Origin of the sequence: Pseudomonas sp. 2995-1 (assembly GCF_002742505.1) — a bacterium.
Classification (GTDB): domain Bacteria; phylum Pseudomonadota; class Gammaproteobacteria; order Pseudomonadales; family Pseudomonadaceae; genus Aquipseudomonas; species Aquipseudomonas sivasensis.
Window position 1 is genome coordinate 174,072 of record NZ_LJSA01000249.1, and the last position, 25,463, is coordinate 199,534.

General features: G+C 61.0%; 23 protein-coding genes. 8 read left to right on the plus strand and 15 right to left on the minus strand.

The window, feature by feature from the left end; all coding sequences use genetic code 11:
• Nucleotides 1-43: 43 nt before the first annotated feature.
• A complete protein-coding gene (gene lpxC, locus AOA61_RS03610) occupies nt 44-955 on the plus strand; it encodes a UDP-3-O-acyl-N-acetylglucosamine deacetylase (RefSeq protein WP_003171886.1) in 912 nt (303 codons plus the stop codon).
• Between the two features lie 154 nt (nt 956-1,109).
• Here the strand turns inward: lpxC and AOA61_RS03615 are convergent, their stop codons facing one another.
• From AOA61_RS03615 to AOA61_RS03640, 6 genes are all read right to left on the minus strand, one after another.
• Entirely contained in the window at nt 1,110-2,606 is a 1,497-nt protein-coding gene (locus tag AOA61_RS03615; protein ID WP_099601152.1) for a sensor domain-containing diguanylate cyclase, read from the minus strand.
• An 87-nt stretch (nt 2,607-2,693) separates the two neighbouring features.
• The gene (locus AOA61_RS03620; RefSeq protein WP_099601153.1) at nt 2,694-4,022 is read right to left on the minus strand and encodes an OprD family porin; all 1,329 of its coding nucleotides are present in this window, start codon (nt 4,020-4,022) and stop codon (nt 2,694-2,696) included.
• Between the two features lie 287 nt (nt 4,023-4,309).
• Nucleotides 4,310-5,674 carry a heavy metal sensor histidine kinase gene (locus AOA61_RS03625; RefSeq protein WP_099601154.1) on the minus strand — a complete coding sequence of 455 codons (1,365 nt, stop codon included), beginning with the start codon at nt 5,672-5,674 and terminating at the stop codon, nt 4,310-4,312.
• The gene (locus tag AOA61_RS03630; protein ID WP_032886331.1) at nt 5,664-6,341 is read right to left on the minus strand and encodes a heavy metal response regulator transcription factor; all 678 of its coding nucleotides are present in this window, start codon (nt 6,339-6,341) and stop codon (nt 5,664-5,666) included. Before AOA61_RS03630 ends, AOA61_RS03625 begins: the two co-directional genes overlap by 11 nt.
• Before the next feature lie 8 nt (nt 6,342-6,349).
• On the minus strand, nt 6,350-9,439 hold the full coding sequence (locus AOA61_RS03635) for a multidrug efflux RND transporter permease subunit (RefSeq protein WP_099601155.1): 3,090 nt from the start codon (nt 9,437-9,439) through the stop codon (nt 6,350-6,352).
• Complete coding sequence (locus AOA61_RS03640; RefSeq protein ID WP_099601156.1) at nt 9,436-10,602, minus strand: efflux RND transporter periplasmic adaptor subunit; 1,167 nt, start codon at nt 10,600-10,602, stop codon at nt 9,436-9,438. Before AOA61_RS03640 ends, AOA61_RS03635 begins: the two co-directional genes overlap by 4 nt.
• Nucleotides 10,603-10,815: 213 nt before the next feature.
• Between AOA61_RS03640 and AOA61_RS03645 the strand changes: the two genes are divergently transcribed.
• A complete protein-coding gene (locus AOA61_RS03645; RefSeq protein WP_032886334.1) occupies nt 10,816-11,049 on the plus strand; it encodes a hypothetical protein in 234 nt (77 codons plus the stop codon).
• A gap of 166 nt (nt 11,050-11,215) precedes the next feature.
• The gene (locus AOA61_RS03650) at nt 11,216-11,989 is read left to right on the plus strand and encodes a transporter substrate-binding domain-containing protein (RefSeq protein ID WP_095183873.1); all 774 of its coding nucleotides are present in this window, start codon (nt 11,216-11,218) and stop codon (nt 11,987-11,989) included.
• A gap of 28 nt (nt 11,990-12,017) precedes the next feature.
• Here the strand turns inward: AOA61_RS03650 and AOA61_RS03655 are convergent, their stop codons facing one another.
• The 5 genes from AOA61_RS03655 to AOA61_RS03675 form a co-directional block, all read right to left on the minus strand.
• Complete coding sequence (locus AOA61_RS03655; protein WP_095183874.1) at nt 12,018-12,761, minus strand: YkgJ family cysteine cluster protein; 744 nt, start codon at nt 12,759-12,761, stop codon at nt 12,018-12,020.
• 108 nt (nt 12,762-12,869) lie between these two features.
• On the minus strand, nt 12,870-13,352 hold the full coding sequence (locus tag AOA61_RS03660; RefSeq protein ID WP_099601157.1) for an N-acetyltransferase: 483 nt from the start codon (nt 13,350-13,352) through the stop codon (nt 12,870-12,872).
• A gap of 3 nt (nt 13,353-13,355) precedes the next feature.
• Nucleotides 13,356-14,258 (minus strand): chemotaxis protein CheV, encoded by a 903-nt coding sequence (locus AOA61_RS03665; RefSeq protein ID WP_032886338.1) that lies wholly within the window; start codon nt 14,256-14,258, stop codon nt 13,356-13,358.
• Nucleotides 14,259-14,347: 89 nt separating this feature from the next.
• Nucleotides 14,348-15,322, minus strand: a complete 975-nt coding sequence (locus tag AOA61_RS03670; protein ID WP_032886485.1) for a D-glycerate dehydrogenase — start codon at nt 15,320-15,322, stop codon at nt 14,348-14,350.
• 213 nt (nt 15,323-15,535) lie between these two features.
• Nucleotides 15,536-16,504, minus strand: a complete 969-nt coding sequence (locus AOA61_RS03675) for a LysR family transcriptional regulator (protein WP_027604744.1) — start codon at nt 16,502-16,504, stop codon at nt 15,536-15,538.
• Nucleotides 16,505-16,686: 182 nt separating this feature from the next.
• Here AOA61_RS03675 and AOA61_RS03680 point away from each other — a divergent pair, with 182 nt between their 5' ends.
• From AOA61_RS03680 to AOA61_RS03695, 4 genes are read left to right on the plus strand one after another with little or no spacing between them, the layout of a single operon-like run.
• Nucleotides 16,687-18,198 (plus strand): efflux transporter outer membrane subunit, encoded by a 1,512-nt coding sequence (locus AOA61_RS03680; RefSeq protein WP_099601158.1) that lies wholly within the window; start codon nt 16,687-16,689, stop codon nt 18,196-18,198.
• Between the two features lie 10 nt (nt 18,199-18,208).
• Entirely contained in the window at nt 18,209-20,386 is a 2,178-nt protein-coding gene (locus AOA61_RS03685; protein WP_099601159.1) for an FUSC family protein, read from the plus strand.
• Nucleotides 20,376-20,576 carry a DUF1656 domain-containing protein gene (locus tag AOA61_RS03690; RefSeq protein WP_032886341.1) on the plus strand — a complete coding sequence of 67 codons (201 nt, stop codon included), beginning with the start codon at nt 20,376-20,378 and terminating at the stop codon, nt 20,574-20,576. The genes AOA61_RS03685 and AOA61_RS03690 overlap by 11 nt, the downstream gene beginning before the upstream one ends.
• Before the next feature lie 10 nt (nt 20,577-20,586).
• Nucleotides 20,587-21,447: an HlyD family secretion protein gene (locus tag AOA61_RS03695; RefSeq protein WP_095183877.1), complete on the plus strand. Its 861-nt coding sequence runs from the start codon at nt 20,587-20,589 to the stop codon at nt 21,445-21,447.
• Between the two features lie 101 nt (nt 21,448-21,548).
• Here the strand turns inward: AOA61_RS03695 and AOA61_RS03700 are convergent, their stop codons facing one another.
• Both AOA61_RS03700 and AOA61_RS03705 read right to left on the minus strand, forming a co-directional pair.
• Entirely contained in the window at nt 21,549-21,950 is a 402-nt protein-coding gene (locus AOA61_RS03700; RefSeq protein ID WP_099601160.1) for a DUF4440 domain-containing protein, read from the minus strand.
• Nucleotides 21,950-23,131, minus strand: coding sequence for an MFS transporter (locus tag AOA61_RS03705; protein WP_099601161.1), 1,182 nt, complete (start codon nt 23,129-23,131; stop codon nt 21,950-21,952). Before AOA61_RS03705 ends, AOA61_RS03700 begins: the two co-directional genes overlap by 1 nt.
• Before the next feature lie 111 nt (nt 23,132-23,242).
• On the opposite strand from AOA61_RS03705, the gene AOA61_RS03710 reads away from it, so the two are divergent.
• Nucleotides 23,243-24,100: a LysR family transcriptional regulator gene (locus tag AOA61_RS03710; protein ID WP_032886347.1), complete on the plus strand. Its 858-nt coding sequence runs from the start codon at nt 23,243-23,245 to the stop codon at nt 24,098-24,100.
• Here AOA61_RS03710 and AOA61_RS03715 read toward each other — a convergent pair.
• Both AOA61_RS03715 and AOA61_RS03720 read right to left on the minus strand, forming a co-directional pair.
• Nucleotides 24,097-24,909, minus strand: a complete 813-nt coding sequence (locus tag AOA61_RS03715) for an SDR family oxidoreductase (RefSeq protein WP_032886348.1) — start codon at nt 24,907-24,909, stop codon at nt 24,097-24,099. The two genes, AOA61_RS03710 and AOA61_RS03715, sit on opposite strands and share 4 nt — an antisense overlap.
• Before the next feature lie 14 nt (nt 24,910-24,923).
• Nucleotides 24,924-25,388 (minus strand): multidrug transporter, encoded by a 465-nt coding sequence (locus AOA61_RS03720; RefSeq protein ID WP_099601162.1) that lies wholly within the window; start codon nt 25,386-25,388, stop codon nt 24,924-24,926.
• Nucleotides 25,389-25,463: the final 75 nt, after the last annotated feature.

Consider the following 25,463-nt stretch of genomic DNA (forward strand, 5'->3'; position numbering starts at 1 on the left):
TTGTTGATACCAGTTCGCAATTTGCGCTCAAGCGGTCCAAGCCATGATTAAACAACGCACCCTGAAGAATATTATCCGTGCCACAGGTGTAGGTCTGCACTCCGGGGAGAAGGTATACCTGACCCTCAAGCCTGCACCTGTCGACACCGGCATCGTGTTTGTTCGTGCCGACCTGGACCCTGTGGTGCAGATTCCTGCTCGCGCGGAAAACGTTGGCGAAACCACTATGTCGACCACATTGGTCAACGGTGACGTCAAAGTGGACACGGTGGAGCACTTGCTCTCGGCCATGGCTGGCCTGGGCATCGATAACGCCTACGTCGAGCTCTCCGCGTCCGAAGTCCCTATCATGGATGGCAGCGCTGGACCCTTCGTATTCTTGATTCAATCTGCCGGCCTGGAAGAACAGGACGCAGCCAAGAAGTTCATACGCATTCTGCGGGAAGTGACAGTAGAAGACGGCGACAAGCGCGCCACCTTCGTCCCGTTCGAAGGCTTTAAAGTGAGCTTTGAGATCGATTTCGATCACCCGGTATTCCGTGACCGCACCCAAAGTGCAAGCGTGGATTTTTCCAGCACTTCGTTCGTAAAAGAAGTCAGCCGCGCCCGTACCTTTGGTTTCATGAGTGACATCGAGTACCTGCGCAAGCACAACCTCGCACTCGGCGGCAGCGTTGAAAACGCCATTGTGGTCGACGCGGATGGTGTACTGAACGAAGACGGCCTTCGCTACGAAGACGAATTCGTGAAGCACAAGATCCTCGATGCAATCGGTGACCTCTACCTGCTGGGCAATAGCCTGATAGGCGAGTTCAAAGGCTTCAAGTCGGGCCACGCCCTTAACAACCAGCTGCTGCGCAAGTTGATTGAGCAGACAGACGCTTGGGAAGTCGTGACCTTCGAAGATGCCAGCACCGCACCGATCTCTTACATGCGTCCCGTTGCGGCGGTGTAAGTAACAACTCTCTTTCTTTAGTTTTTAAAGGCTGCCTTCGGGTGGCCTTTTTTTATGGCTGTTTTTCTGGTGAACAGACTTGCTGTGGCAAGCGGGCCTGTTGTGGTGAGTAAGGCTGTGACAGCAAGTCTTCTGTGGACATTAGTCTGATGCCTCATGACAGCGTTGCTGCATCCACGATCCGATTACGCCCCGTATGCTTGGCCTCATACAACGCCTGGTCCGCACTCAGCAGCAATGCTTCCAACGACATACGACTGTGCTTATCCCAGGTGCTCATACCAATACTCACAGTAATCGGCCGCTCATCCCCGGCTATCCGCGGTAAGTGTTCGACGCTGCTGCGGATGTGCTCGGCGATTACCTGTGCGCCCTTGGCATCGGTAATCGGAAGCACTACTGCAAATTCCTCACCGCCATAGCGCGCCGCCAGATCAGCGGGGCGACGAATGTTGCCGCCGATCACTTGGGCCACGGAGCGCAAGGCTTCATCGCCCCCCTTATGGCCATGGCGATCGTTAAATGCCTTGAAGTGGTCCACGTCAATCATCAGAAGCGTCATCGGCTCCGTTGAGCGTTGGGCGCGGTCCCATTCCAGGCGCAGGCGTTCATCCAGAATGCGGCGGTTGGGCAGGCCGGTGAGGGCGTCGGTGGCTGCCAGTTCTGACAGCACCCGTTCTGCGCGGTAGCGTCGTCGCAGTTCACGACGCAGCATCCAGGTCAGCCACAACAGACCTATACACAGGATGCCGGTGGCGCCACTGGTCAGCAGCGCGGCGCGTTTCCAAGGGGCGAACACATCTTCACTGGACAGTGCCACTACCACGATCAGCGGTAATTCCCCGACGTTGGTGAACGTGTACAGGCGCTCCTTGCCGCTGAGAGCCGAGATGGCTTGGAAGCTGCCACTGCCTTCACTCAGCATGCGCTTGAAGTTCGGTCGCTCGCTCAAGTCCTTATCGATCATGTCGCGTTCGAGCAGCGGCTGTTGGGCCAACAAAATGCCTTTGTTGTTGAGCAGGTTGACGCTGCTGCCGTTGCCGATGGTCAGGGTGTTGAACAGTTGGTCGAAATACGCCAGACGCATGGTCGCGACCGCAACGCCGGCAAACTCACCGTTGGGTCCCGATACTCGCCGGCTGAATGCCATGCGCCAGACCTGGTCACAGTCGCAATGGATTTTGAACGGTCGGCTGATGAACAAACCGGCCTGGCTGTCCTTTACGTGCACCTGGAAATAATCGCGGTTAGAAAAATTACGCGGCGTCGGCTGCAGCGTTGATGAGTCTGCGATAACGGCGCCGGTGGGGTCCAATAACAGCACTTCGCCCTTGAAAGGCGCTGCGGTGGCGAGGTCGAACTGCACCAGATGCTGGATACTCGCGGCCACCTGGGACAGGTCTTCACGTTGTTTGGCCGCGATCAGCCCTTTGAGTGCCAGGTCATACAATTCAACGTTGCGCAGCACGTCGGCATTGATCAGTTGGGCAATGTTGGTGGTTGAACGTTTGGCTTCCTGAAGGGTGCTGGCGTGTTCGCGGACCAACAACGCCGCAACGATAATCACAATCAGGGCGACCGTGAGGCCGCTGCCCAGAATCAGAAAAAGCTCAGGATGTGCAGGCGAGGTACGAACAGGGCGTTGACTCATCGGGCAGACTTCAGCGGTGTGAATGCTGGCAGTTTAGTTCTACCCGATGAAAATTAAATCATTGGCTAAAAAGAAAGATTCCAGGGGTCAGAACACGTTGATCGGGTAGTCGATAATCACCCGATATTCATCCACGTCCCGGTCAACCGCCGAATAACCATTGCTGCCGCGGTTGGTTGCCCATTGAAAACGCATGGCCAAATCCTTGGCCTTGCCGCCTTGCACCACGTATTTCACGTCGATATCCCGTTCCCAGTGCTTGGCGTCTTTGCCATCGGCGCTGTACCAGGCGCTGTAGCCTCGGCTTTGCGGGTCGACCTTGGTCAGGTCGGTCTTGCCACTGATGTAGGACACCGCCGAGGTCAGCCCGGGCATGCCGAGGCCGGCGAAGTCATAGGCGTACTTGAGCTTCCACGAGCGCTCGTTGGGGCCGTTGAAGTCCGAGTATTGTTGGGAGTTATCCAGGTACACGCTGTCGCCCTGAGCGATGTAGTCGAACGGCGTGTTTCCGTTGACCCGCTGGTAAGCGGCGGTGACGCTGTGATTACCCACGCCCACGGTGAAATGCAGGCTGTAGGTGTTGTTGTCGATGCCGCCGAGCAACGACTGGCCGGTGTCTTGGGTGTGGTAGTAGTGCAGACCCGGGTTGAGGCTGACCAGGTCATTGAGTGCGTAGGTGTAGTCCAGGTCGTAGTAGTACTGGTGCCACACGTCCTTGAGTTCGGAGGCGTACAGGTTGCTGGTCAGGCCGGGAATGCCGCTGAACGAAACGCCGGCCCAGTTCATGTGCTGGCTGTCGGTGTTAGTCGGCAGGGCGCCGTAGCTGGTGCCAATGCGACGGTGGCCGCTCTGGTTGTAGAGCTTGGTGAAGCTGGCCTGGCCGCCTTCGAACATCCAACCGTCGAAGCTGTGATTGCTTAGGCTCACGCCGCGGAAAGTCTGCGGCAGCATGCGCGTCTGGCCGCCCGCGATGACCGGGTTGTTGAGGAACAGATCACCGGCCTTCAACTCGGTATCAAAGGCACGCATCTTCAAAGTAGCGCCAGCGGTGGAGAACGATCCGGGGGCTTTGCCGCTGCCGTCAGTACTGCCGTAGGGAAGAATGCTGGAGCCGTCAGTGCCGCCACCGCCGTCGAGTTTGAGGCCGAGCATGGCGTGGGCATCCAGGCCGAAGCCGACGGTGCCTTGGGTGTAGCCGGATTCGAAAGTGCCGAGAAAGCCTTGGCCCCACTCCTTGCTGTCATCGGTATGAATGTCACGACGGTCGCGGTTCATGTAGTAGTTGCGGGTGTTGATGTTGAGGTGCGAGCCCTCGATGAAACCTTCAGTAGGGGTAGTGTCTGCCGCGTGGGCAAGGGGGACGATCGTTGCTGCAATCGCGAGGAATAACGGGGTGAACGTCAGCGAGTTCTTCACCGGTAAAGCTCCTTTGGTCTATCGAAAACGGCCAATGTCGTGGGGGTGTGCCTGGCCTTTTTTACGGCAAAAAAAAGCCGCTGATATCAGCGGCTTTAAGACAGATTCCCAGTGTAGAGCCCTGGAAATAAGTCGAGGGAAATTCGGGTAAGCGGGTAGCTGCCTTTGCCGCCGCGCTCATCGATGCGTCAAATTAACGCAGGTGAGCGGTACGATATAGAGTGTAACAAGAGAATGACTGTTGCCCAAATCGCAACAGTGATTGGATCTGATTCCATGTGGGCGGCCTACATCGGCAGAGTAATGCCGAAGGTATTGCCCCCCTGTTCGCTGCGCACAAACACGTCGCCACCGTGCATCAACGCAATCGCCTTGACGATCGCCAGCCCCAATCCATGATTCGCCCCGCTGTTGCTACGCGAGGCGTCCACCCGATAGAACCGCTCGAACAACCGCGGCAGGTGCTCGCCGGCAATTGCCTCGCCGGGGTTGGTCACGGCGATGGCCACCTGATGCTCCAGCACATCAATGTTCACGTCGATCACCTGCCCCGGCGCCGTGTGCTGAACCGCATTGCTCAACAGGTTGATCAGCGCACGGCGCAGGTGGGCTTTTTCGATCTGTACCTGGGCGTCGCCGTGGACCTGCACCCGCACCTGAGCGTCTTCGAGAATGAAGTCCAGATAGTCGAGCGTGGTCGCCACCTCATCGGCCAGGGAGCTTTCGATCAGCTTGGTGGCCTTGCTGCCCTGGTCGGCGCTGGCGAGGAACAGCATGTCGTTGATGATCGAACGCAGGCGTTCCAGCTCTTCCAGGTTCGACTCCAGCACTTCCAGATAATGCTCGGCCGAACGCCCACGGGTCAGCGCCACTTGGGTCTGGCCGATCAGATTGGTCAGCGGTGAACGCAGTTCATGGGCCACATCGGCGTTAAAGGATTCCAGGCGCGAGTAGGCCTGCTCAACGCGGTCGAGGGTGGAGTTGAACGAGTTGACGAACTGCTTGAGCTCCGGGGGGAGTGGCGACAGTTGCAGGCGTCCGGAGAGTTTTGGCGGCGCGAGTTTGCGCGCTTCATCCGAGAGTCTACCCAGGGGCTTGAGGCCAATGCGCGACACCCAGAACCCCAACAGCGCAGCCAGCACCACGCCAACCAGCGCCAGGCTGACCAATGCCACCAGCAAGTGATGCTGAGTGGCGCGGAAGTTCTCGGTGTCGATGGCAATCATGAAGCGCAACGGCGGGCGCTGGTCCTTGGCTGGAAACTGGCTCACCAGCACTTTGAACGGATGGGTGTAGCCCGGCAGATGCAAATCGCGCTTGCCGCTGGGGCCCTCGGCGAAGGCGCGGATCTGCGCATCCGGTTCGCCATACTCGAAGTTCGGATCCGTGCTGACTACCCAGAAGCGGATGCGCTTGTCTTCCTCACTCAATAGTTTGAGCTTGGCCTTGATCTTCACCCAATGGTCCGGCGTGCCGAAGCGGTTCACCGAGGATTCCAGCACGCTGTAGCGCGCATCCAGTTCCGCGCCCGGCAACAATCCGAGGCTGCGGTCGACCTGCTGGTACAGCGCGCCACCGATCAACACAAAAATCAGCAGCGCCACCAACGTGAACATGCCACTCAGGCGCAAGGCGATGGAATTAGACGGCACTGCGGTTCTCCAGCACATAACCCATGCCACGAATGGTGTGCAGCAATTTGTGTTCGAAGGGCCCATCCAGCTTGGCGCGCAGGCGCTTGATCGCGACTTCGACCACATTGGCGTCGCTGTCGAAATTGATGTCCCAAACCATCTCTGCAATCGCTGTCTTGGACAGAATTTCACCCTGGCGCCGCGCCAACACGCTGAGCAGCGAGAACTCCTTGGCCGTCAGGTCCAGGCGCACACCGTTGCGGCTGGCTTTGCGGCTGATCAGGTCAATCCACAGGTCGGCGACGGTGACTTGCACCGGCTCATGACCACCGCTGCGCCGGGTCAGGGCTTGCAGGCGCGCCACCAGTTCGAGAAACGAGAACGGCTTGCCCAGATAATCGTCGGCGCCCTCGCGCAGCCCGCGTATGCGGTCTTCCACGCGCTCGCGGGCGGTGAGCATGATGACTGGCGTCTGCTTGCGCGCACGCAAGGCACGCAGTACGCCAAAGCCGTCGAGGCCGGGCAGCATCACGTCGAGCACGATCACCGCGTAATCGTTCTCCAGCGCCAAGTGGAGACCTTCGACGCCTTCGCGGGCCACGTCGACGGTGTAGCCCTGTTCCGTCAGGCCGCGGTGCAGGTAGTCGGCGGTTTTTTCTTCATCTTCAACAATCAGTACGCGCATGACCCGCCTCAGTGTGTGGTCGCCAGCTCGGCAGCTGGTTTGGGCCGGTGGAAAAAACGCTCAAGGTACAAGTATATGACCGGCGTGGTGAACAGCGTCAGCGCCTGGCTCACCAGCAGGCCGCCGACCACGGCTATCCCCAGCGGCTGGCGCATTTCTGCACCCGGTCCGCTGCCGACCATCAGCGGCACCGCGCCGAGCAGGGCGGCGAGTGTCGTCATGATGATCGGGCGGAACCGCGTCACGCAGGCTTCATAGATCGCTTCTTCCGGCGGTAGCCCGCGCACGCGCTGGGCCTCCAGGGCGAAGTCGATCATCAGGATGCCGTTCTTCTTCACGATGCCGATCAACAGCACCAGGCCGATCAACGCCATGATCGAAAAGTCCTGCCCCATTAACCACAACATGATCAACGCGCCCAAACCGGCCGAGGGCAAGGTGGAAATAATCGTCAGCGGGTGCACGAAGCTCTCATACAGCACCCCAAGGATGATGTAGACCGCCACCAGCGCCGCAAGGATCAGCCACGGCTGGCTGGCCAGCGAGCTTTGGAACGCCTGTGCCGCGCCCTGGAAGTTGCCGATGATGGTCGTCGGCATGCCGATTTCATTCTTGGCCTGGTTGAGCATGACGACCGCATCACCCAAGGCCACGCCGGGCGCCAGGTTGAACGACAGGTTGGCAGCCGGGAACATGCCGTCATGGCTGATGGACAACGGCCCCACGGTGGGCGGGTCGACCTTGGCCAGTGCCGACAGCGGCACCATTTCATTGGTCAGCGGCGAGCGCAGGTAGAAGTAGTTCAGGCTCTCGGCCTTGCCCCGTTGTTGGGTGTCCAGTTCCAGCACCACCTGGTACTGGTTGATCTCGGTCTGAAACTCGTTGATCTGGCGCTGGCCGAAGGCGTCATACAGCGCCTGGTCGACATCGGTCGCGTTCAGGCCAAAGCGTGCGGCCGCCTGACGATCGATGCTGATGTGGGTGATGCTGCCGCCCAGTTGCAGGTCGTTGGAGAGGTCGCGAAACGCCGGGTTGGCACGCAGTTTTTCGGTGAGGCGCTGGGTCCAGGTGTTGAGCGTCGGGCCGTCGTTGCTCTTGAGCACGTATTGGTACTGGGCACGGCTGGGGCCGGAGCTGAGGTTGATGTCCTGGCCGGCACGGAGGTACAGCACGATGCCCGGCACTTTGGCCAGTTTCGGGCGGATGCGGTCGATGAACTGGCTGGCCGAAACATCTCGATCACCCCGGTCTTTCAGGGCGATCCAGAAGCGCCCGTTGGCGATAGTCTGGTTGCTGCCCGTCACGCCCACCGAATGGGAAAACGCCTGCACCGCCGGGTCATCCTTGACGATCTCGGCCAAGGCTTTGTGCTTGGCGACCATGTCCGGGTACGACACATCGGCCGCCGCTTCGCTGGTGCCGAGCACAAAGCCGGTGTCCTGTACCGGAAAGAAGCCCTTGGGGATAAACACGTAGCCGACCACGGCCAGGGCCAGGGTCACCACAAAAATGGCGGCCATGGTGCGTTGATGGGCCAGTGCGCGGCGCAGGTTGCGCGAGTATCCGGCCAGCAGGCGTTCGCTGAAGCCGGGTTTGTTGTGGGCGGGGTGGGTCGGGGCGCGCATGAACAGCGCGGCCAAGGTTGGCGCCAGGGTCAACGAGACCACCACCGAAATCAGGATGGTCGACGTCGCCGTCAGCGCGAACTCCTTGAACAAGCGCCCGACCACGCCACCCATGAACAGCAGCGGAATAAACGCCGCCACCAGCGAGAAGCTGATGGACACCACCGTAAAGCCGATCTCCCCAGCGCCCTTGATGGCCGCTTCGCGTTTGTCGAGGCCCGCTTCCAGATGGCGGTGGATGTTTTCCACCACCACGATGGCGTCGTCCACCACGAAGCCCACGCTGATGACAATCGCCACCAGGGTCAGGTTGTTCAGGCTGAACCCCATCAGGTACATCACCGCGAAACTGGCGACCAGCGACACGCCGAGCACGCTGGACACAATCAGCGTCGCCGACAACTGGCGCAGGAACAACGCCATCACCGCCACCACCAGCAGGATGGCGATCAGCAGCGTCACTTCCACCTCATGCAGCGAGGCGCGGATGGTCTTGGTGCGGTCGGTCAGTACGCTGACCTGCACCGACGCCGGCAACATGCCTTGCAGGCGCGGCAGTTCAGCCTGGATGCGGTCCACGGTTTCGACGATGTTTGCGCCGGGCTGGCGCGAGATCACCAGGTTTACGCCGGGTGTATCACCGGACCAGGCTTGCACGTAGGCGTTTTCCGAACCGTTGATGACTTTGGCGATATCGCGCAGTTGAACCGGTGCACCGTCCTTGTAGGAAACGATCAGTTGGGCGTAGTCCTCCGGGTGAAACAGCTGGTCATTGGTCGACAAGGTCGACACGCTGTTTTCCCCATAGATCGCGCCCTTGGCCAGATTGAGGCTCGATTGCTGGATTGCCAGGCGCACATCGGCCAGGGTGAGGCCGATGGCGGCGAGTTTGTCAGGCGAGGCCTGCACGCGTATCGCCGGGCGTTGCTGGCCGGTGATGTTGATCTGGCCCACACCGTCAATCTGGCTGATCTGCCGCGCCAGCAGGGTTTCCACGTAGTCACTCAGCTCGGTGCTCGGCATGCTGTCGGAGCTGACGCTGAGGATCAGTACCGGGCTGTCCGCCGGGTTGACCTTTTTCCAGGTCGGCAGGCTCGGCATGTCGCTGGGCAGCTTGCCCGACGCGGTGTTGATCGCCGCCTGTACTTCCTGGGCGGCGGTGTCGATGCTCTTGTCGAGTGTGAATTGCAGGGTCAGCAGGCTTGAGCCCAGGGCACTGCTGGAGGTCATCTGGGTCATGCCGGGGATGGCACTGAATTGCACTTCCAACGGCGTGGCCACCGATGAGGCCATGGTGTCCGGGCTGGCGCCGGGCAATTGTGCGGTGACCTGGATCGTCGGAAATTCCGCTTCCGGTAGTGGGGCGATGGCCAGGCGAGGGAAGGCAATCATCCCGAGCAGTACCAGGGCGAAGGTCAGCAGCAGGGTGGCGACCGGGTGGTCGACGCACCAGGCTGAAGGCGAGCGGCTCATGGCTGCACCTTGGCATCGACGGTCTGGATCACTTGCGGTGGTTCTTTGAGCACCTCCACCTGAGCACCGGCCTTGAGTCGCGACTGGCCATCACTGACCAGCACGTCACCGGCTTGCACACCCGTGATGATGTTCACGTCGCTGTTTTGATAGGTGACCTGCACCGGCACCACCTCAACCTTGTCCCCCTTGACCCGGTACACGAAGTGCGAATCCAGGCCGCGTTGCACCACGGTCGGCGGCACCACCAGGGCATTTTTGTCGAGGGCGGTCTGGATTTTGATGGTCACCAGTTGCCCCGGCCACAGGCGCTGGGAGGCGTTGCTGAACTCAGCCTTGGCGCGCAGTGTGCCGGTGGTGGAGCTGATCTGGTTGTCGATCAGGCTCAAATGACCTTCACCGAGCAAGTCGCCGGTCTGGCCGTCGATGTCAGCGCCCAGGTAGGCATCTACGCTCGCCGGGGCAGGCGCGGCGATCAGGCCTTGCAGGGTCGGCAGCATCTGCTGAGGCAGCGAGAACTCAACGGCAATCGGGTCGATCTGGGTCACTGAGAACAGGCCCTGGGTATCACTGGTGCGCAGGAAATTGCCCGCGTCCACGTTACGAATACCGACGCGGCCACTGACGGGGGAGCGGATCTGGGTGTAGGAAAGCTGGACCTGGGCCGAATCGATTGCGGCCTGGTTGCCTTGGGCGGTGGCCTTGAGCTGGTTGACCAGAGCTTGTTGCTGGTCATAGGTCTGCTTGGACACGCCGTCGTCGATGCTCAACTCCTTGTAGCGCTTGAGGTTGACCAGCGCTACTTGCAGTTGCGCCTGGCTCTCGCCCAACTGCGCCTTGGCCTGGTCGAGACTGGCGCGAATCGAGCGGTCATCAATGGTCGCCAGCAGGTCGCCGACCTTTACCCGTTGGCCTTCCTTGACCAGCAATTGGGTCAGGATGCCGTCGACTTGCGGGCGAATCACCACGCTGTGCAGCGATAACACCGTGCCAATGCCGCTGACAAAACGCGGGATATCCTGTTGCACCACGCTCACCACCCGGACCGGGATCGCGGTCGGTACTGCCAGCTTGGTCTTGGCCGGCCGGGTCAGCACCCAGGCTGCAATCGCTACGACCACGAGGACACCCACAATCAGGGCGGTTTTTCGTTGAATCTGCATGGGTGAGGCGCCGGGGCAAAGGATGGGGAGAGTGAGTGATCTTTATAGCCCTTCAACCCGGTCAGCAGGGTGACTGCTAACTGACAGCGCTGTCAGCAAACTCCGACCATTCGTACAGGCGGTGGTTAAAGATCTCAGGCGCGCAGGTATACTGCGCGCCAGTGTGGCCCGCAAGCCGGCCCCGCATCATTTTCTGCACGCTCCGGAGCTTCCATGACTTCCCCGACACAACCCCCTGTTGACGCGACCGACATCGTCGATCCGGCCAGCGCTGAAGGCGTTGAAAAAGCCGAGATCCCGGCGTTTAAGTTTCCGTTCAAGCCGGGTGAGCTGGCTGGGGCCAAGAATGCCGCCCAGCCTTGGTACAAGAACGGTGCCAAAAACGGCCACACCAAGTCACCGGGCATGGCGCCGCCGGGCACCCGTCGTTCGATGGGTAAACGCTGAGGTTAACAAGCGGCACATTGTGTCGATTGTTGCCTACAGCTTCTGCTGATCTTTCTGATTGTAGGTCCACTGCCGTTTCTTGAAAGCTTGCACAGCCTTTGCTCTGCCCCCGAGGTTCATGGGGGGAGCGAGGCGACGCTGGTCTTTCCGGAAAAGGACGTTTCCCTTGGCCCTGATACACATCTGTGTAGTGCTTGCCCTGTTGTTTTCGGCTGATGCCCTTGCGGCCGATGATCAAACGCGTCGCGAAATCCGCTTCGCCGTTGCTGCGCAATTCCCCCCCTTCCAGAGCCGCGACCCGCAAGGGCAGTTGGTTGGCCTCAATATCGAGTTGGGCAATGCCCTGTGCGTGCAGTTGAATGCGCGCTGCGTTTGGGTCGACCAAGTGGTTGTCGAAGACTTCCTCTCCCTTGAAGCCAGAAAATTCGACGCGATCATGGGGATGGCGCCTACGTCGGAACGGCGGCGTTGGGTAAGCTTCACCGATAACCTCTATCCCTTTACCACCCGGCTGGTGGGCCGTAGCACATCAGGCCTGCTGCCCCATGTTAAGTCGCTCAAGGGCAAGCGAGTTGGCGTATTGCTGGGGAGCAATCGTGAAGCGTTTGCCCGTACGAAGTGGGCGCACAGGGGCGTCATCGTCAAGAGCTTCTGGCTCAATAATGATTTGGTCCGCAGTCTGATAGCCGGCGAAATCGACGCAACCCTGCAAGGCACCGTAGAAATTCGCGAAGCCTTGCTCGACACCGACGAAGGTCGGGATTTCGACTTCCTGGGCCCGCCCATTTCGGCCGCATTGCTGGGGGATGGCGTGGCGATTGCGGTGCGTAAGCCTGACACCGCACTGCGCAAGGAACTCAACTGTGCCCTCGAACAGCTGAAACAGAATGGTGAGTATCAGCGGATAATCCGGCATTACCGGTTAGACGCTGCGCCATGAGCGCTTTTGGGTTAGGTCGATAAAGAGACTATGCAGCCCGCAACGAAATAAACGCGTAGTTGGCCGGCACCTCGGTAGCAATCTGCGCCCCGGCGTCCAGCACCTGTTCGGCGATGTCCAGCCCGGACACATGAAACACCCACTCATTGGCCACGGACGGCTGGTCAATTGCCAACTCAATCGCCTGGGCAAATGCGCCCATGTCCGGCAAGTACGCGGTAAATCCATCCCCCTTGAGCGCTGTGGTGCGAATGCCCAGCAAGGCGCACACCGCTTCCTTGGTCTGCACGTCATCGCGGTCTGCCTGGCGCGAACGCTGGATCAGCGCCCCGAGTTCCTGGTCCATCAGTTCGCCGCCGATGATCAACGCCGGGCCCTGTTCCCAGGATTCTGGCGGGCAATCCTTGGCGGCAGGGTTGAGCGGGATATGCGGGTTGATCTCCATCGGGTAGATGCGGCAGACCAACGGTCGACGCTCATAGATGCGACACAGGTTGTCTTCGTCAAGATTCCGGCAGCGCCCGGCGTTGTAGGCGGCAAACGTGATTGCCACAAATGCTTCGGTGTTGCCGCTGGGCACCACCACCGAACGGCGTTCGGCGTGCTCGCGTTGCTGTTGGGGCAGGCCCAGTCCGCTACCGAGGAATCCCTCCACCAGAACAATGACGTTACCGCCGTCCGCCGCCCACATACGGGCTTCGGCGAGGGTCAGGGGGACGTGGTGGTCGGTGCAGCATTTACCGCAACCGACGCAGGAAAAATGGGTGTTCATGGCGGATCTGTCACCAGGCTAGGTCAGAGGGCACGCAGTTACGGTGACGGGTTTTTACCTCTTTCCACCGGTACGGTTCTCTGGAAGCAAGTTATGCGCCAGCGCCTGTCAGTCCTCTTCGACCACATCGCGCAGTACAAACACCATACCCGCGCTCTCGTACAGCTGCCGGGCGCGTAGGTTGCTTTCCAGTACCTTGAGGTCCACATAGGGTTCACCACGTTGCTTGAACACCTGGAAGGTGTGCAGCAATAACGCGCGGCCTAGCCCCTGGCCTTGAGCGCAAGGATGTATGGAGAGGTTCTTGATGAAGGCGCTGGTCCAGCACTGGGCTACGCCGAGAATACCGTCGGCGTTGCTGGCGACCAGGCACAGCGTGGGGTCGAATTCGGCATCGGTGACGAACTGTTGCCGCCATTCATTGAGGTTGGCGACACGACCACCGCCCTGATCCTGGGTCATGCGCAGTACGGCGTGAATCGCTGGCGCCAACGCGTCACGGTAATGGTCCAGCACGGTCCCGGCCGGCCATTGTGGCGCGGGCAGGCCGGCAGTGAGGTCGCGGCGCAGCAGTTGGTAATACGCCGTCACCGATTACAGACCCTGTTGCGCCACGGTTTGCGCAGCCACCACCAGGCATTTGGTCAGTTCGGGGGATGAGAACTTGGTCAGTACCGCGTTGGCGCCGGCCAGGCGCGCTTTTTCGCTGTTCATCGCGCTGTCCAGGGAGGTGTGCAGCAAAACGTACAGATGCTGGAAGTCTGGCGTTTCACGCAGGGTGCGGGTGAGGGCGTAACCGTCCATCTCGGACATCTCAATGTCCGACACCACGACATTGATCTGCGCGGCGGTACCTTGCAGTTCCAGCAGCACATCAATGGCTTCCTTGGCGCTGCGCGCGGTGTGGCAGGTCAGGCCGAGGTTGCGCAGGGTATGAACCGACTGCTGCAGGGCGACCTGGCTGTCATCCACCACCAGAATCCGCGCATTGCCGAGCACTTCGGCTTCTTCCATGGTCAAGTCGGTGGGCGCCGCTTCAATCGGTGCCGGCGCGATGCCGTGGATGACTTTTTCGATGTCCAGCACCTGCACCAGGCCGCCTTCCACCTGAGTTACCCCAGTGATAAACGCACGGTTGCCGCCGGAGCCGTAGGGTGGCGGGCGGATGTCGGTCGTCAGGCAGTGCACGATCTTGCTCACCGCCTGCACATGCAGACCCTGTTTGGAACGGCTCACGTCAGTGACAATCAGGCAGCCGCCGTTCGGGTCTTCCAAGGGCCGTTCGCCCAGGGCGCGGCTCAGGTCGATCACTGACAGCGAGGCACCGCGCAGGGTGGCGATGCCTTTAACGTTCGGATGAGACTCCGGCAGTTTGGTCAGCGGCGGGCAGGGAATGATTTCGCTGACTTTCAGCAGGTTGATGGCCATCAGCTTGCCGCTGCGCAAGGTAAAGAGCAGAAGTGAGAGTGAGTCTGCGCGGGCTTTGGTGGTGGACATAAAAACCTTCTGTGGATCAGGGATGACGATCTATGAAAGGTTATCGACCCAGCCGCTGGAAACTGTAGGCGCGATCAGGGCCCTTAACATCAGCCCTTCCAGACCTGCGGGTTCACCAAATCCTGCGGACGCTCGCCCAGCAGAGCACTGCGCAGGTTGTCCAGCGCGCGGTTGGCCATGGCCTCACGGGTTTCATTGGTTGCCGAGCCGATATGCGGCAGGGTCACCGCGTTGCTCAATTGGAACAACGGCGACTGCGCCAGTGGCTCCTGCTCATACACATCCAGCCCGGCGCCGCGAATGGTCTGGTCCTGCAGGGCCTGGATCAGCGCCGGTTCGTCGACCACCGGGCCACGGGAGATGTTGATCAGAATCGCGCTGGATTTCATCAGCCCCAGCTCGCGCGTGCTGATCAGGTGACGGGTCTTGTCGCTCAACGGCACCACCAGGCAGACAAAATCCGCCTCGGCCAGCAACTGGTCCAGGCTACGGAATTGCGCGCCCAACTCCTGTTCCAGCTCCAGCTTGCGGCTGTTACCGCTGTACAGAATCGGCATGTTGAAGCCCAGGCGCCCGCGACGGGCCACGGCCGCGCCGATATTGCCCATGCCGACGATGCCCAGGGTCTTGCCGTGTACATCACAGCCAAACAACGGCGCGCCGACGCTGGCTTTCCACTGACCGGCCTTGGTCCAGGCGTCCAGCTCTGCCACTCGGCGCGCGCTGCTCATCAGCAGGGCGAACGCCAGGTCGGCGGTGCTTTCGGTGAGTACGTCAGGGGTGTTTGTGAGCATGATCCCGCGCTCGTTGAAGTACGGCACGTCGTAGTTGTCGTAGCCCACTGACACGCTGGACACCACCTCCAGTTTGCTCGCGCCTTCGAGCTGCGCACGGCCCAACTTGCGACCCACGCCGATCAAACCGTGGGCGTGGGGCAGGGCTTCATTGAACTGCGCATTGATGTCGCCCAGCTTGGGATTAGGCGCGATCACCTCGAAATCCTGTTGCAGGCGTTCGATCATGGCTGGGGTGACGCGGCTGAAGGCGAGGACAGTCTTTTTCATGGCAGGCGGGCTCATCGACTACGGAAGAATGCCAAGCAAGCTAACATTCCTTGCCACTGTTGTCAGGACACGGCAGACCTAAAGTGGGCAGGGAAACATGTAGGAGGGGGCTTGCTCCCGATAGCGGTGCGTCAGTCGCCAGATGTATTGACCGATCCACTGCCATCGGGGGCAAGCCCCCTCCCACATTTGACCTGTATCGCCTGGTAGCAATCAGTTCGCCAGCCGCGCACCGCTCAGGCTGCCACTCAACTCGTACGCCACCAGCTCCGCCTGATGCGCTGCCAGGATCTCCGGCAACGAACCGCGCAGGTATTCCACCCAGGTCTTGATCTTCGCATCCAGGTACTGGCGCGAGGGGTAGATGGCGTACAGGTTCAGTTCCTGGGAACGGTAGGTGGGCATGACCCGCACCAAGGTGCCATTACGCAGGCCTTCAATGGCCGCATACACCGGCAACAGGCCGACGCCCATGCCGCTGGTGATCGCGGTTTTCATCGCGTCCGCCGAGTTCACCAGAAACGGCGAGGTGTTGATCGCCACGCTTTCCTGGCCTTCGGGGCCGTTGAAGGTCCACTTGTCCAACTGAATCACTGGGCTGACCAGGCGCAGGCAGGCATGGTTGAGCAAGTCCTGGGGGCGCTGTGCACAGCCCTTGGCCTTGACGTAGTCGGGCGAGGCGCAGGCGATGCTGTAGGTGATGCCCAGGCGTTGGGAGACGAAGCCTGAATCCGGCAGTTCGCTGGCCAGCACGATGGACACGTCATAGCCCTCGTCCAACAGGTCCGGCACGCGGTTGGCCAGGGTCAGGTCGAAGGTCACGTCCGGGTGGGTGCGGCGGTAGCGGGCAATGGCGTCGATTACGAAGTGCTGGCCGATACCGGTCATGGTGTGCACTTTCAACTGTCCGGCGGGGCGCGCATGGGCGTCGCTGGCTTCGGCCTCGGCTTCTTCGACGTAGGCCAGGATCTGTTCGCAGCGCAGCAGGTAGCGTTTACCTGCTTCGGTAAGGGCAATGCGCCGGGTGGTGCGGTTGAGCAAGCGGGTTTGCAGATGGGCCTCCAGATTGGAGACCGCGCGCGAGACGTTGGCCGTGGTGGTGTCCAGTTGGGCGGCAGCGGCGGTGAAGCTGCCGGCTTCGGCCACGCAACTGAAGGCGCGCATGTTTTGCAAAGTGTCCATGGAGTGTTCTCAGGGGAGATAACAAATTGTGACAGAAAGTTACGCCGTCCAGTGATCCCTACCAACGGATTATCGCTTGAACGGTAACAAAGATTCACAGGAATGCCAGCTTATCGCCATTCCTCCCGCCCCCTAGAATTGCGCCACCTTCCCCGCATCACCACCTCAGGAATTCGCTTGCCGTGCCGCGTCGCATCAGCAGAGAGCTGAAGACTCTCAGTGTTTGGGCCTTATCGTTAGCAATCAGCGGCTGCATCGGAACCGGAGGAATCGCCCCCCAAGGCCACGCGTTGAACGCCAATACCCTGGCCACCGACGAAGCGATCCAGAGCGCCGCCCAGGACGCCCATTGGCCCACCGCGCAATGGTGGCAAGCCTACGGCGACCCGCAACTTAACCATTGGGTCGAACTCGCCACGCACAGCAGCCCGAGCATGGCCATCGCCGCCGCGCGGGTGCGAGAAGCGCGGGCGATGGCCGGGGTTGCCGAGTCGGCCGAGTCGTTGCAGATCAACAGCGACACCACCCTCAAGCGCCACAACTGGCCTAAGGATCAGTTCTACGGCCCCGGCGAACTTAGCGGCGCCAACACCTGGGATAACAACTCATCCTTGGGCCTGAGCTACGCCCTCGATCTGTGGGGCCGCGAAAGCAACGCCACCGAGCGTGCCGTCGACCTGGCGCACATGAGCGCTGCCGAGGCGCGCCAGGCCCAGTTGGAATTGCAGAACAACGTGGTGCGCGCCTATATCCAGCTGTCGTTGCACTACGCCAACCGCGATATCGTCGCCGCTACGTTGGCCCAGCAGCAGCAGATCCTCGACCTGGCCAACAAACGCCTTGATGCCGGGATCGGCACCCACTTCGATGTAAGCCAGGCCGAAACCCCGCTGCCGGAAACCCACCGCCAACTGGACGCCCTCGACGAAGAAATCGCCCTGAGCCGTAACCAACTGGCGGCCTTGGCGGGTAAAGGCCCGGGGGAGGGCGCGCAGTTGCAACGGCCGAGCCTGTCCCTTGCCGCGCCACTGAAACTGCCGTCCACCCTGCCTGCGCAGTTGCTCGGCCAGCGCCCGGATGTGGTCGCCAGCCGTTGGCAAGTGGCGGCCCAGGCCCGTGGCATCGATGTGGCTCACGCAGGTTTTTATCCCAACGTGGATCTGGTCGGCAGCCTCGGCTACATGGCCACCGGTGGCGGCATGCAGGAGTTTCTGGCGGGCAAGAAATTCAACTACAACGTCGGTCCGGCGATCACCTTGCCGATCTTCGACGGCGGCCGCTTGCGTGCCGAGTTGGGTGAAGCCAGCGCCGGTTACGACATCGCCGTTGCTCGTTACAACCAGACCCTGATCAATGCGCTCAAGGGCATCAGCGACCAGTTGATCCGCCGAGAATCCATGGACAAGCAACAAGGCTTCGCTGCGCAATCGGTGGCCTCGGCGCAGAAAACCTATGACATCGCGATGATCGCCTTCCAGCGCGGCCTCACCGATTACCTCAATGTGCTCAACGCCCAGACCCTGTTGTTTCGCCAGCAACAGATCGAGCAGCAGGTCCAGGCCGCGCGTTTGAGCGCACACGCCGAGCTGGTGACCGCCCTGGGCGGTGGCCTCGAAGCAGGCAAGGACGCACCGCAGGACGCCAAGACCCTCCCGAGCAAAACCCCGGCGGCCCTCGCCGTATTCGATCACTGAGTAGGTTGTAATGACTCCCTTGCCTGCACCGCTGCGCTGGCTGCATTCCCTTGAGTGGCGCCGTGGTTTTTTCGACTGGGCACGCAGCGACGGCGTGACCTGGGTGTACATCTTCAAGGTGTTGATCGCCGCGTTCCTCACTCTGTGGCTGGCCATGCGCCTGGAGTTGCCGCAACCGCGCACTGCGATGATCACCGTGTTTATCGTGATGCAGCCGCAGAGCGGTCAGGTGTTCGCCAAGAGCTTTTACCGCTTCCTCGGCACCCTGACGGGCTCTGCGGTGATGGTGTTGTTGATCGCCTTGTTTGCGCAAAACACCGAGCTGTTTCTGGGCGCCTTGGCGATCTGGGTCGGCATCTGCACCGCCGGTGCGACGCGCAACCGTAACTTCCGTGCCTATGGGTTTGTGCTGGCCGGTTATACGGCGGCGATGGTTGGCCTACCGGCGCTGGCCCATCCGGATGGCGCCTTTATGGCGGCCGTTTGGCGAGTACTGGAAATCTCCCTGGGAATTATCTGCTCCACCCTGGTGAGCGCTGCGATTCTGCCGCAGACCTCCAGCGCCGCCATGCGCAATGCCTTGTATCAGCGCTTCGGGGTGTTCGCGCAGTTCGTCACCGATGGCTTGCGCGGGCGCAGCCAGCGTGAAGGCTTCGAGGCCAGCAACGTGCGCTTCATCGCCGAAGCCGTGGGCCTGGAAGGGCTGCGCAGCGTTACCGTGTTCGAAGACCCGCATATGCGCCGGCGCAATGGCCGGCTCAGTCGCCTCAACAGCGAATTCATGAGCATCACCACGCGCTTCAATGCCTTGCACCAGTTGCTCGAACGGCTGCGCACGGATGCTGCGGATCACGTGGCGGCGGCGATCAAGCCCGGCCTGCAGGACCTTGCCGAAGTGCTCGATGGGTTCTCCGGTCGCGCATTAACCAGCCCCGATGCGGCACGCCTCGTCAACCAACTGTCGGCCTACAAAGACGGCCTGCCGGCCAAGGTACGCAGCCTGCGCACGGCCTTCCAGGAAGGTGAGCCCACTGAGGCCGAGCAACTGGATTTCCATACCGCCTACGAGTTGCTTTACCGCTTCGTCGACGACCTGCACAACTACGCGCAAACCCATGCCTCACTGGCCGACCACAGCCATGCGCGGGAAGACTGGGACGAAGCCTACACACCGAAAACCAATTGGCTGGCCTGCGCTGCTTCGGGGATTCGTGCGTCGTTTATCCTGATCGTGCTCGGCAGTTATTGGGTGGCGACCGCCTGGCCCAGCGGCGCCACCATGACCCTGATTGCCGCCGCCACCGTCGGCCTGTCAGCCGCCACGCCCAACCCGAAACGCATGGCGTTCCAGATGGCCTGCGGCACCTTGATCGGCGCGTTGGTGGGCTTTGTCGAAATGTTCTTCGTGTTCCCGTGGATCGACGGCTTCCCGCTGCTGTGCGTGATGCTCGCGCCGGTGATCATCCTCGGTGCTTTCCTCGCCTCACGCCCGCAGTACGCAGGCGTTGGCGTGGGCCTGCTGATTTTCTTCAGCACGGGCTCGGTGCCGGACAACCTCACGGTTTACAACCCCTATACCTTCATCAACGACTACATCGCCATGATCATCGGCATGCTGGTGTGTGCGGCCGCCGGCGCGATCATCCTGCCGCCCAACAGCCGCTGGCTGTGGCGCCGCCTGGAGCAGGATTTGCGCGAGCAGGTGGTGTACGCGATCAGCGGCAAGCTCAAGGGTTTGGCGTCGAGTTTTGAAAGCCGCACCCGTGACCTGTTGCACCAAGCCTATGGCCTCGCCGTCGGTCAGCCGCAGGTACAACGTGATTTGCTGCGCTGGATGTTTGTTGTGCTGGAAGTCGGTCACGCGATCATCGAGTTGCGCAAGGAGCAAGCGGTCCTGCCAGTGCACCCGGCGTATGCCGAGTCCCAGCCGTGGCGCCAGGCGATCCGCGTGATGGGCCGCTCGCTGGTGCGGCTGTTCCTGCAACCCAGCGCGAGCAATCTGGAGCGCGGCCTGATCGCCGTCGACCACGCGATCAGCCGCGTGCAGGCCACCGACGAACCCTTCGCCCCACACTTCGACACCTCGGCGCTGCGCCGGGTGAAGAGCTACCTGCACTTTATCCGCACCTCGTTGCTCGACCCGCAATCGCCGCTGGCGGCCCTTAAAGGATCCCCCCATGCCCCGTGAAATCGCGTTCCACGGCCTCTACATGCCGACGATGACCTTGATGTTCCTGATCGCTGCAGGCCTGGCGTGGGCGCTGGACCGCTTCTTGGCCGGCTTCGACCTGTACCGTTTTTTCTGGCACCCGGCGTTGCTGCGCCTGAGCCTGTTCGTTTGCCTGTTCGGCGCCCTGGCGCTGACCGTCTACCGTTGAGAATGCCCCGATGAAAAAGTTTTTCAGCCTGCTTGCGACCCTGCTGGTATTGGCTTTGGCGATCTGGATTGGCCGCACGTTGTGGGTGCACTACATGGAAACCCCATGGACCCGCGACGGCCGGGTACGCGCCGATATCATCAACGTCGCGGCGGACGTTACCGGCGAAGTGATCGACGTGCCCGTGCGCGATAACCAATTGGTCAAAAAGGGCGACCTGCTGATGCAGATCGACCCCGAGCACTACCGCATTGCGGTCAAGCAAGCGCAATCGTTGGTGGCCTCGCGCAAAGCCACCTGGGAGATGCGCAAGGTCAACGCCCACCGCCGCGCCGACCTCGACGCCTTGGTGATCTCCAAGGAAAACCGCGACGACGCCAGCAACATCGCCGACTCGGCCCTGGCGGATTACCAGCACGCGCTGGCACAACTCGAAGCGGCCGAACTCAACTTGAAACGCACCCAGGTCGTGGCGGCGGTGGATGGCTACGTCACTAACCTCAACGTGCATCGTGGCGACTACGCGCGCATCGGTGAAGCCAAGCTGGCCGTGGTGGATATGAACTCGTTCTGGGTCTATGGCTTCTTCGAAGAAACCAAGCTGCCCCATGTGAACGTCGGTGACAAAGCCGATATGCAGTTGATGAGCGGCGAGACGTTGAAGGGCCACGTAGAAAGCATCTCCCGAGGCATCTACGACCGTGACAACCCCGAGAGCCGCGAGCTGATCGCCGATGTGAACCCGACCTTCAACTGGGTGCGCCTGGCCCAGCGCGTGCCGGTGCGAATTCACATTGATGAAGTGCCGGAAGGCGTTTTGTTGGCGGCGGGCATCACCTGCACCGTGATCGTTAACCAAACGCCGAACTGAAATGTGGGAGGGGGCTTGCTCCCGATAACGGTGGGTCAGCTACGTATAAGCTGACTGATGCACCGCAATCGGGAGCAAGCCCCCTCCCACATTTGACCAAGTCAGGCCTTGATAAATGTTTCATGCAAATGCCGCCACAACAGCGCGCCACTCGCCTGCTTCTCAAACACCACGGTCGCGCGGCGATCTGTCCTAGTACCGCTGTCATCCACCTGAAGCTCCCGATAAGTCACCGTGGCCCCGCGCGCATGTCGGTCAATCCCGGTCATTTCACTCAAGGTGATTTTCAATCCCGGGCGCATTCCGCCCAGGCGAGTGAACAGCGCGTTGACCCCGGCGGCATTGACGCGTGTGCCGGTGGCGGGGGCGATCATGCTGAACTCTGGCGAGAAGCGCGCAAGCAGGTTTTGCAGGGTGCCTTCTGGCGCAACCCCGGCAAACCATTGCTCGATCTCGACGTGGGTCTGGATCACTTCTTCAAAAAAATCGCTGTAATCGATCATCAGGGAGACTCACTGGCAGGGTGGAGCAATGTGCGGACCCTGGACGCATCCAGGCGCAGCACTGCAAAAAGAGGCAGCAGGGTCAAGGCTGCTGCAATCGTGAAGGTTAAGGCGTAAGAATCCAAGGCCGACAACAGCGCACTGAGTGCGGCTGCGCCCAGGCAAAAGCTGATTTGCCGATTGATATTCCACAAAGCGCTGGCGTGGCCCATGCGTTCGGCGGGGATGTCGAGAAACGCCAGCGTCTGTGCCGTGCTGCTGCACAAGCTGCCGCCCAGGCCCATCAAGGCGTAGGCCGGAATAATCAGGGCCGGTTCGTTCAACACCAGAATGCCGCTGCATTGCAGCGCCATGCCCGCCATCAGCAACGGTTTTGGCCCGCAGCGATTGAACAGTTTTTTGCCGAGGAAAATCGCCAGTGCCGAGGCCATTGCCCAAGGCAGCATCAGCGCGCCGGTTTGGGTGGCGTCGTATCCAAGGTCGTGAAGGTAGAGGATGGCGATCAGGCTGGTGCCGATGAATACGCCGGGAATGAACAAATAGACCAGCATGGCGATTCGCAGCATAGGGCTACTGACCTGTTTGAAAATACGGCTCACCTCCAGCTTGGGACGTACACGCGTGGGGGTGTCGGGTTTTATCCACAGCTGTGCGAGCAGCAAGGTGATCAAGGCCAGCGGCAGGTTGGCGTAGAAGATCCAGCGCCAGGAGAGGCTGTCGACAATCAACCCACCCAACGCCGGTGACAGTGCGGGAACCAACAGCGCCACCGACATCACCCTGGCCGTGAGTTGGCTGCGCTCTGCGGGAGGAAAATGCCGATAAGCCATCGCCTGTCCCACGGGAATCAACAGGCCGCCGCCCAACCCTTGCAATAAACGCCAACCGATCAGCGCTTCAATCGAACTCGCCTGCCCCACCATTACCGAAGCCCCGGCAAACAGCAGCACGCTGACGACCATCAAGCCGCGCTCACCCATCATGGCTGCCAGCCATACGCTGAACGGAATAATCACGGTGAGGCCGAGCATGTAGGCGTTGCCCACCCACGCCAATTGTGTGACCGAGGCGTGCAATTCGCGGGCGATATCCGGGTAGGCGACCGTGGCGACGAACATGTTCACCAGGTCGAGGGCAAAGCCCAGTAAAAAGATCCAGGTGACTTTCGAGGGGTAGGTCATGGGCGCGATCCTGCAAGAGAGGCCGGCAGGGTAGGCGTCACGGCGAGTTTGGGATACGCCGCTTTGGCTGCTACTTTGTCAAAAATATTTTGACAAAGGAGAGCCCGGCTGATGGTAAGCCTGGACCGATTCGATACGTTCAAGGCCGTGGTCGAGGCCGGCTCGCTCACGGCAGCGGCCGATCTACTGGGCCAGACCCGCGCCGTGGTCAGTTTCAACCTCAAGCGCCTGGAAGCTGAACTCGGCGTCACCTTGCTGACCCGCAACACCCGTCAGCTGGCGCTGACCGATGCCGGCGAACGCTTCTACCTGCGTTGCACACGCGTGCTCGAAGAAGCGCAATTGGCCGTGGAAGAAGCCCGCTCGGAGCATGCCCAGCTCAAGGGCACCCTGCGCATCACCACCACAGTGGAATATGCGCTGGCCGTGGTTGCCCCGGCGGTGGAAGCTTTCCGCAGCCAGCACCCGGACTTGAACATTCACTTATCCACATCCTCCACTCACGCTGATTTGATCTCCGAGCGCTTTGATGTGGCAATAAGATTGGGGCGGCTGCTGGATTCCAATCATCGCGCGGTGCAGTTGTCGACGTTCGAGGTGTTTGCGGTAGCGGCGCCAGCGCTTGCCGGGGCGCAAACGCTGGATGAGCTGGAACACATGCCCAAGCTGGGCCATGGCCGTTTGACGGAGCTGAGCGTGACCGACCCTTCGGGTGGCGAGCATCAGTTCCGCACCGGGCCCGCTGCACTGGTGGCCGACAGCGCAGCAGTGCTCCAGGCGTTTGCCGTGCGCGGCCATGGAGTGGCAGTCCTGCCGCAATGGCTGGTACAGGATGACCTGGAGGCTGGGCGATTGATCCGCTTGCTGGCAGACCATCGTTTCGCCCCACAGGGGGTTTATGGGGTGTATCCGGACACGCGGCACTTGCCCCTGAAAGTGCGGGCGTTTATTGATTTTATGAAGGGTTAAAGCTTTCCGGCCAAGCCGAAGCGCTTTTTCAATACGGTCTCAAGCAACCCCTTGGGCAACAACGCCGCCATCAACGGCAACGCCCGGCTGCCGTTGCCCGAGCGCAACAGGCGCGGCGGCTGTGGTTGTTGCACCGCCTTGAGCACATCCGCCGCAAACACCCTGGCCGGGGTGGGCTTGTCCTGAGAGGCCTGGCTGCGTGCACGGATACCTTCGCGCAACGGCCACCACGGCGATTTTTCGTTGATCAACAGCTCGGCCTGGGCGCCGGCGTTTTTTGCAAAGCTTGTATCGATGGCACCGGGTTGCACTTCCATCACTCGGATGCCAAAGGGTGCCAGCTCCATGCGCAAAGCATCGCTCAAAGCATGCACTGCTGCCTTGGAGGCGCAGTAGGCGCCGGCAAACGGGGTGACCAATACGCCGGAAACGCTGCCGATATTTACCACCAGGCCTTTGCTGCGACGCAGTGCGGGAAAGAACGCCTGGGTCACGCCGACGATGGAAAACACATTGGTCTCGAATTGCCGCTGCATCGCTTCTGTGCCGCCATCGAGCAGCGGGCCCATGGCGCCGTAGCCGGCATTGTTGATCAACACGTCCAACTCCCCCCATTGCTCGGCCAGGTGTTGCAGGGCGGCGCTGTCGTTAACGTCCAGTTGCAGGGCGTTGAAACCGGCGGCGCTAAGGGCGTCGACGTCGTCCTGGCGGCGGGCGCTGGCCCATACGTCGAAGCCAGCAGCCTTGAAGGTATCGGCCAGGGCGCGACCGATGCCGCTGGAACATCCGGTGATGAGTACGTTGGGCATGGATCAGTCCTTTGTCAGTCCGAGAAGCTGCCTTGCAGGTGCTCGGCACGAAATTCCAGGGTTTGCGGGCGGTAACCGGGGCGCAGCGGTGGGGTGGGAAGACAATCGTCCCACGTCGCGCCGGCCTGCAATTCGCCGGGGCCTCGATAGCGCGGGGCAGCATAGACGTTATCGGCCAGGTTGACCGTGTCGCCCGGCGCATAGGCGGCGACGCGCCAGCGCAGTTCGGTCAGCGGCACGTCGTTGCCGTTGTTCAGGGTCAGTTTCAGCGGGCGGTCGGCGGGGCAGTCCTGCGGGGCGTAGGTGATGCGCAGTTCAAGACGGGCCAGTTGCGAAGCTTCGCGGCTGTCCAGCCACACCACCCAGACGGCCACGCAACCCAGGCCTGCCAAGGCAGCAAGGGAAACCGGAAGGGCCTTGGCCGGGTAGCGCAGCAGCAGGATCAGCCAGGTGATGATCAGGAGAACGCCGAAGAACATGGAGACCACCTCGAATAGGGAACGAGCATCCTAACTTAAGCGTAGGTGGGATTGGCTACCTTGAGTGCTGTGGTG

What these genes read in the sequence shown, in the direction of transcription:
- lpxC (WP_003171886.1), top strand. Translation starts at nt 44, where the DNA reads ATGATTAAACAACGCACCCTGAAGAATATTATCCGTGCCACAGGTGTA.
- AOA61_RS03615 (WP_099601152.1), bottom strand. Translation starts at nt 2,606, where the DNA reads ATGAGTCAACGCCCTGTTCGTACCTCGCCTGCACATCCTGAGCTTTTT.
- AOA61_RS03630 (WP_032886331.1), bottom strand. Translation starts at nt 6,341, where the DNA reads ATGCGCGTACTGATTGTTGAAGATGAAGAAAAAACCGCCGACTACCTG.
- AOA61_RS03635 (WP_099601155.1), bottom strand. Translation starts at nt 9,439, where the DNA reads ATGAGCCGCTCGCCTTCAGCCTGGTGCGTCGACCACCCGGTCGCCACC.
- AOA61_RS03640 (WP_099601156.1), bottom strand. Translation starts at nt 10,602, where the DNA reads ATGCAGATTCAACGAAAAACCGCCCTGATTGTGGGTGTCCTCGTGGTC.
- AOA61_RS03645 (WP_032886334.1), top strand. Translation starts at nt 10,816, where the DNA reads ATGACTTCCCCGACACAACCCCCTGTTGACGCGACCGACATCGTCGAT.
- AOA61_RS03655 (WP_095183874.1), bottom strand. Translation starts at nt 12,761, where the DNA reads ATGAACACCCATTTTTCCTGCGTCGGTTGCGGTAAATGCTGCACCGAC.
- AOA61_RS03665 (WP_032886338.1), bottom strand. Translation starts at nt 14,258, where the DNA reads ATGTCCACCACCAAAGCCCGCGCAGACTCACTCTCACTTCTGCTCTTT.
- AOA61_RS03670 (WP_032886485.1), bottom strand. Translation starts at nt 15,322, where the DNA reads ATGAAAAAGACTGTCCTCGCCTTCAGCCGCGTCACCCCAGCCATGATC.
- AOA61_RS03675 (WP_027604744.1), bottom strand. Translation starts at nt 16,504, where the DNA reads ATGGACACTTTGCAAAACATGCGCGCCTTCAGTTGCGTGGCCGAAGCC.
- AOA61_RS03685 (WP_099601159.1), top strand. Translation starts at nt 18,209, where the DNA reads ATGACTCCCTTGCCTGCACCGCTGCGCTGGCTGCATTCCCTTGAGTGG.
- AOA61_RS03690 (WP_032886341.1), top strand. Translation starts at nt 20,376, where the DNA reads ATGCCCCGTGAAATCGCGTTCCACGGCCTCTACATGCCGACGATGACC.
- AOA61_RS03695 (WP_095183877.1), top strand. Translation starts at nt 20,587, where the DNA reads ATGAAAAAGTTTTTCAGCCTGCTTGCGACCCTGCTGGTATTGGCTTTG.
- AOA61_RS03700 (WP_099601160.1), bottom strand. Translation starts at nt 21,950, where the DNA reads ATGATCGATTACAGCGATTTTTTTGAAGAAGTGATCCAGACCCACGTC.
- AOA61_RS03705 (WP_099601161.1), bottom strand. Translation starts at nt 23,131, where the DNA reads ATGACCTACCCCTCGAAAGTCACCTGGATCTTTTTACTGGGCTTTGCC.
- AOA61_RS03710 (WP_032886347.1), top strand. Translation starts at nt 23,243, where the DNA reads ATGGTAAGCCTGGACCGATTCGATACGTTCAAGGCCGTGGTCGAGGCC.
- AOA61_RS03715 (WP_032886348.1), bottom strand. Translation starts at nt 24,909, where the DNA reads ATGCCCAACGTACTCATCACCGGATGTTCCAGCGGCATCGGTCGCGCC.
- AOA61_RS03720 (WP_099601162.1), bottom strand. Translation starts at nt 25,388, where the DNA reads ATGTTCTTCGGCGTTCTCCTGATCATCACCTGGCTGATCCTGCTGCTG.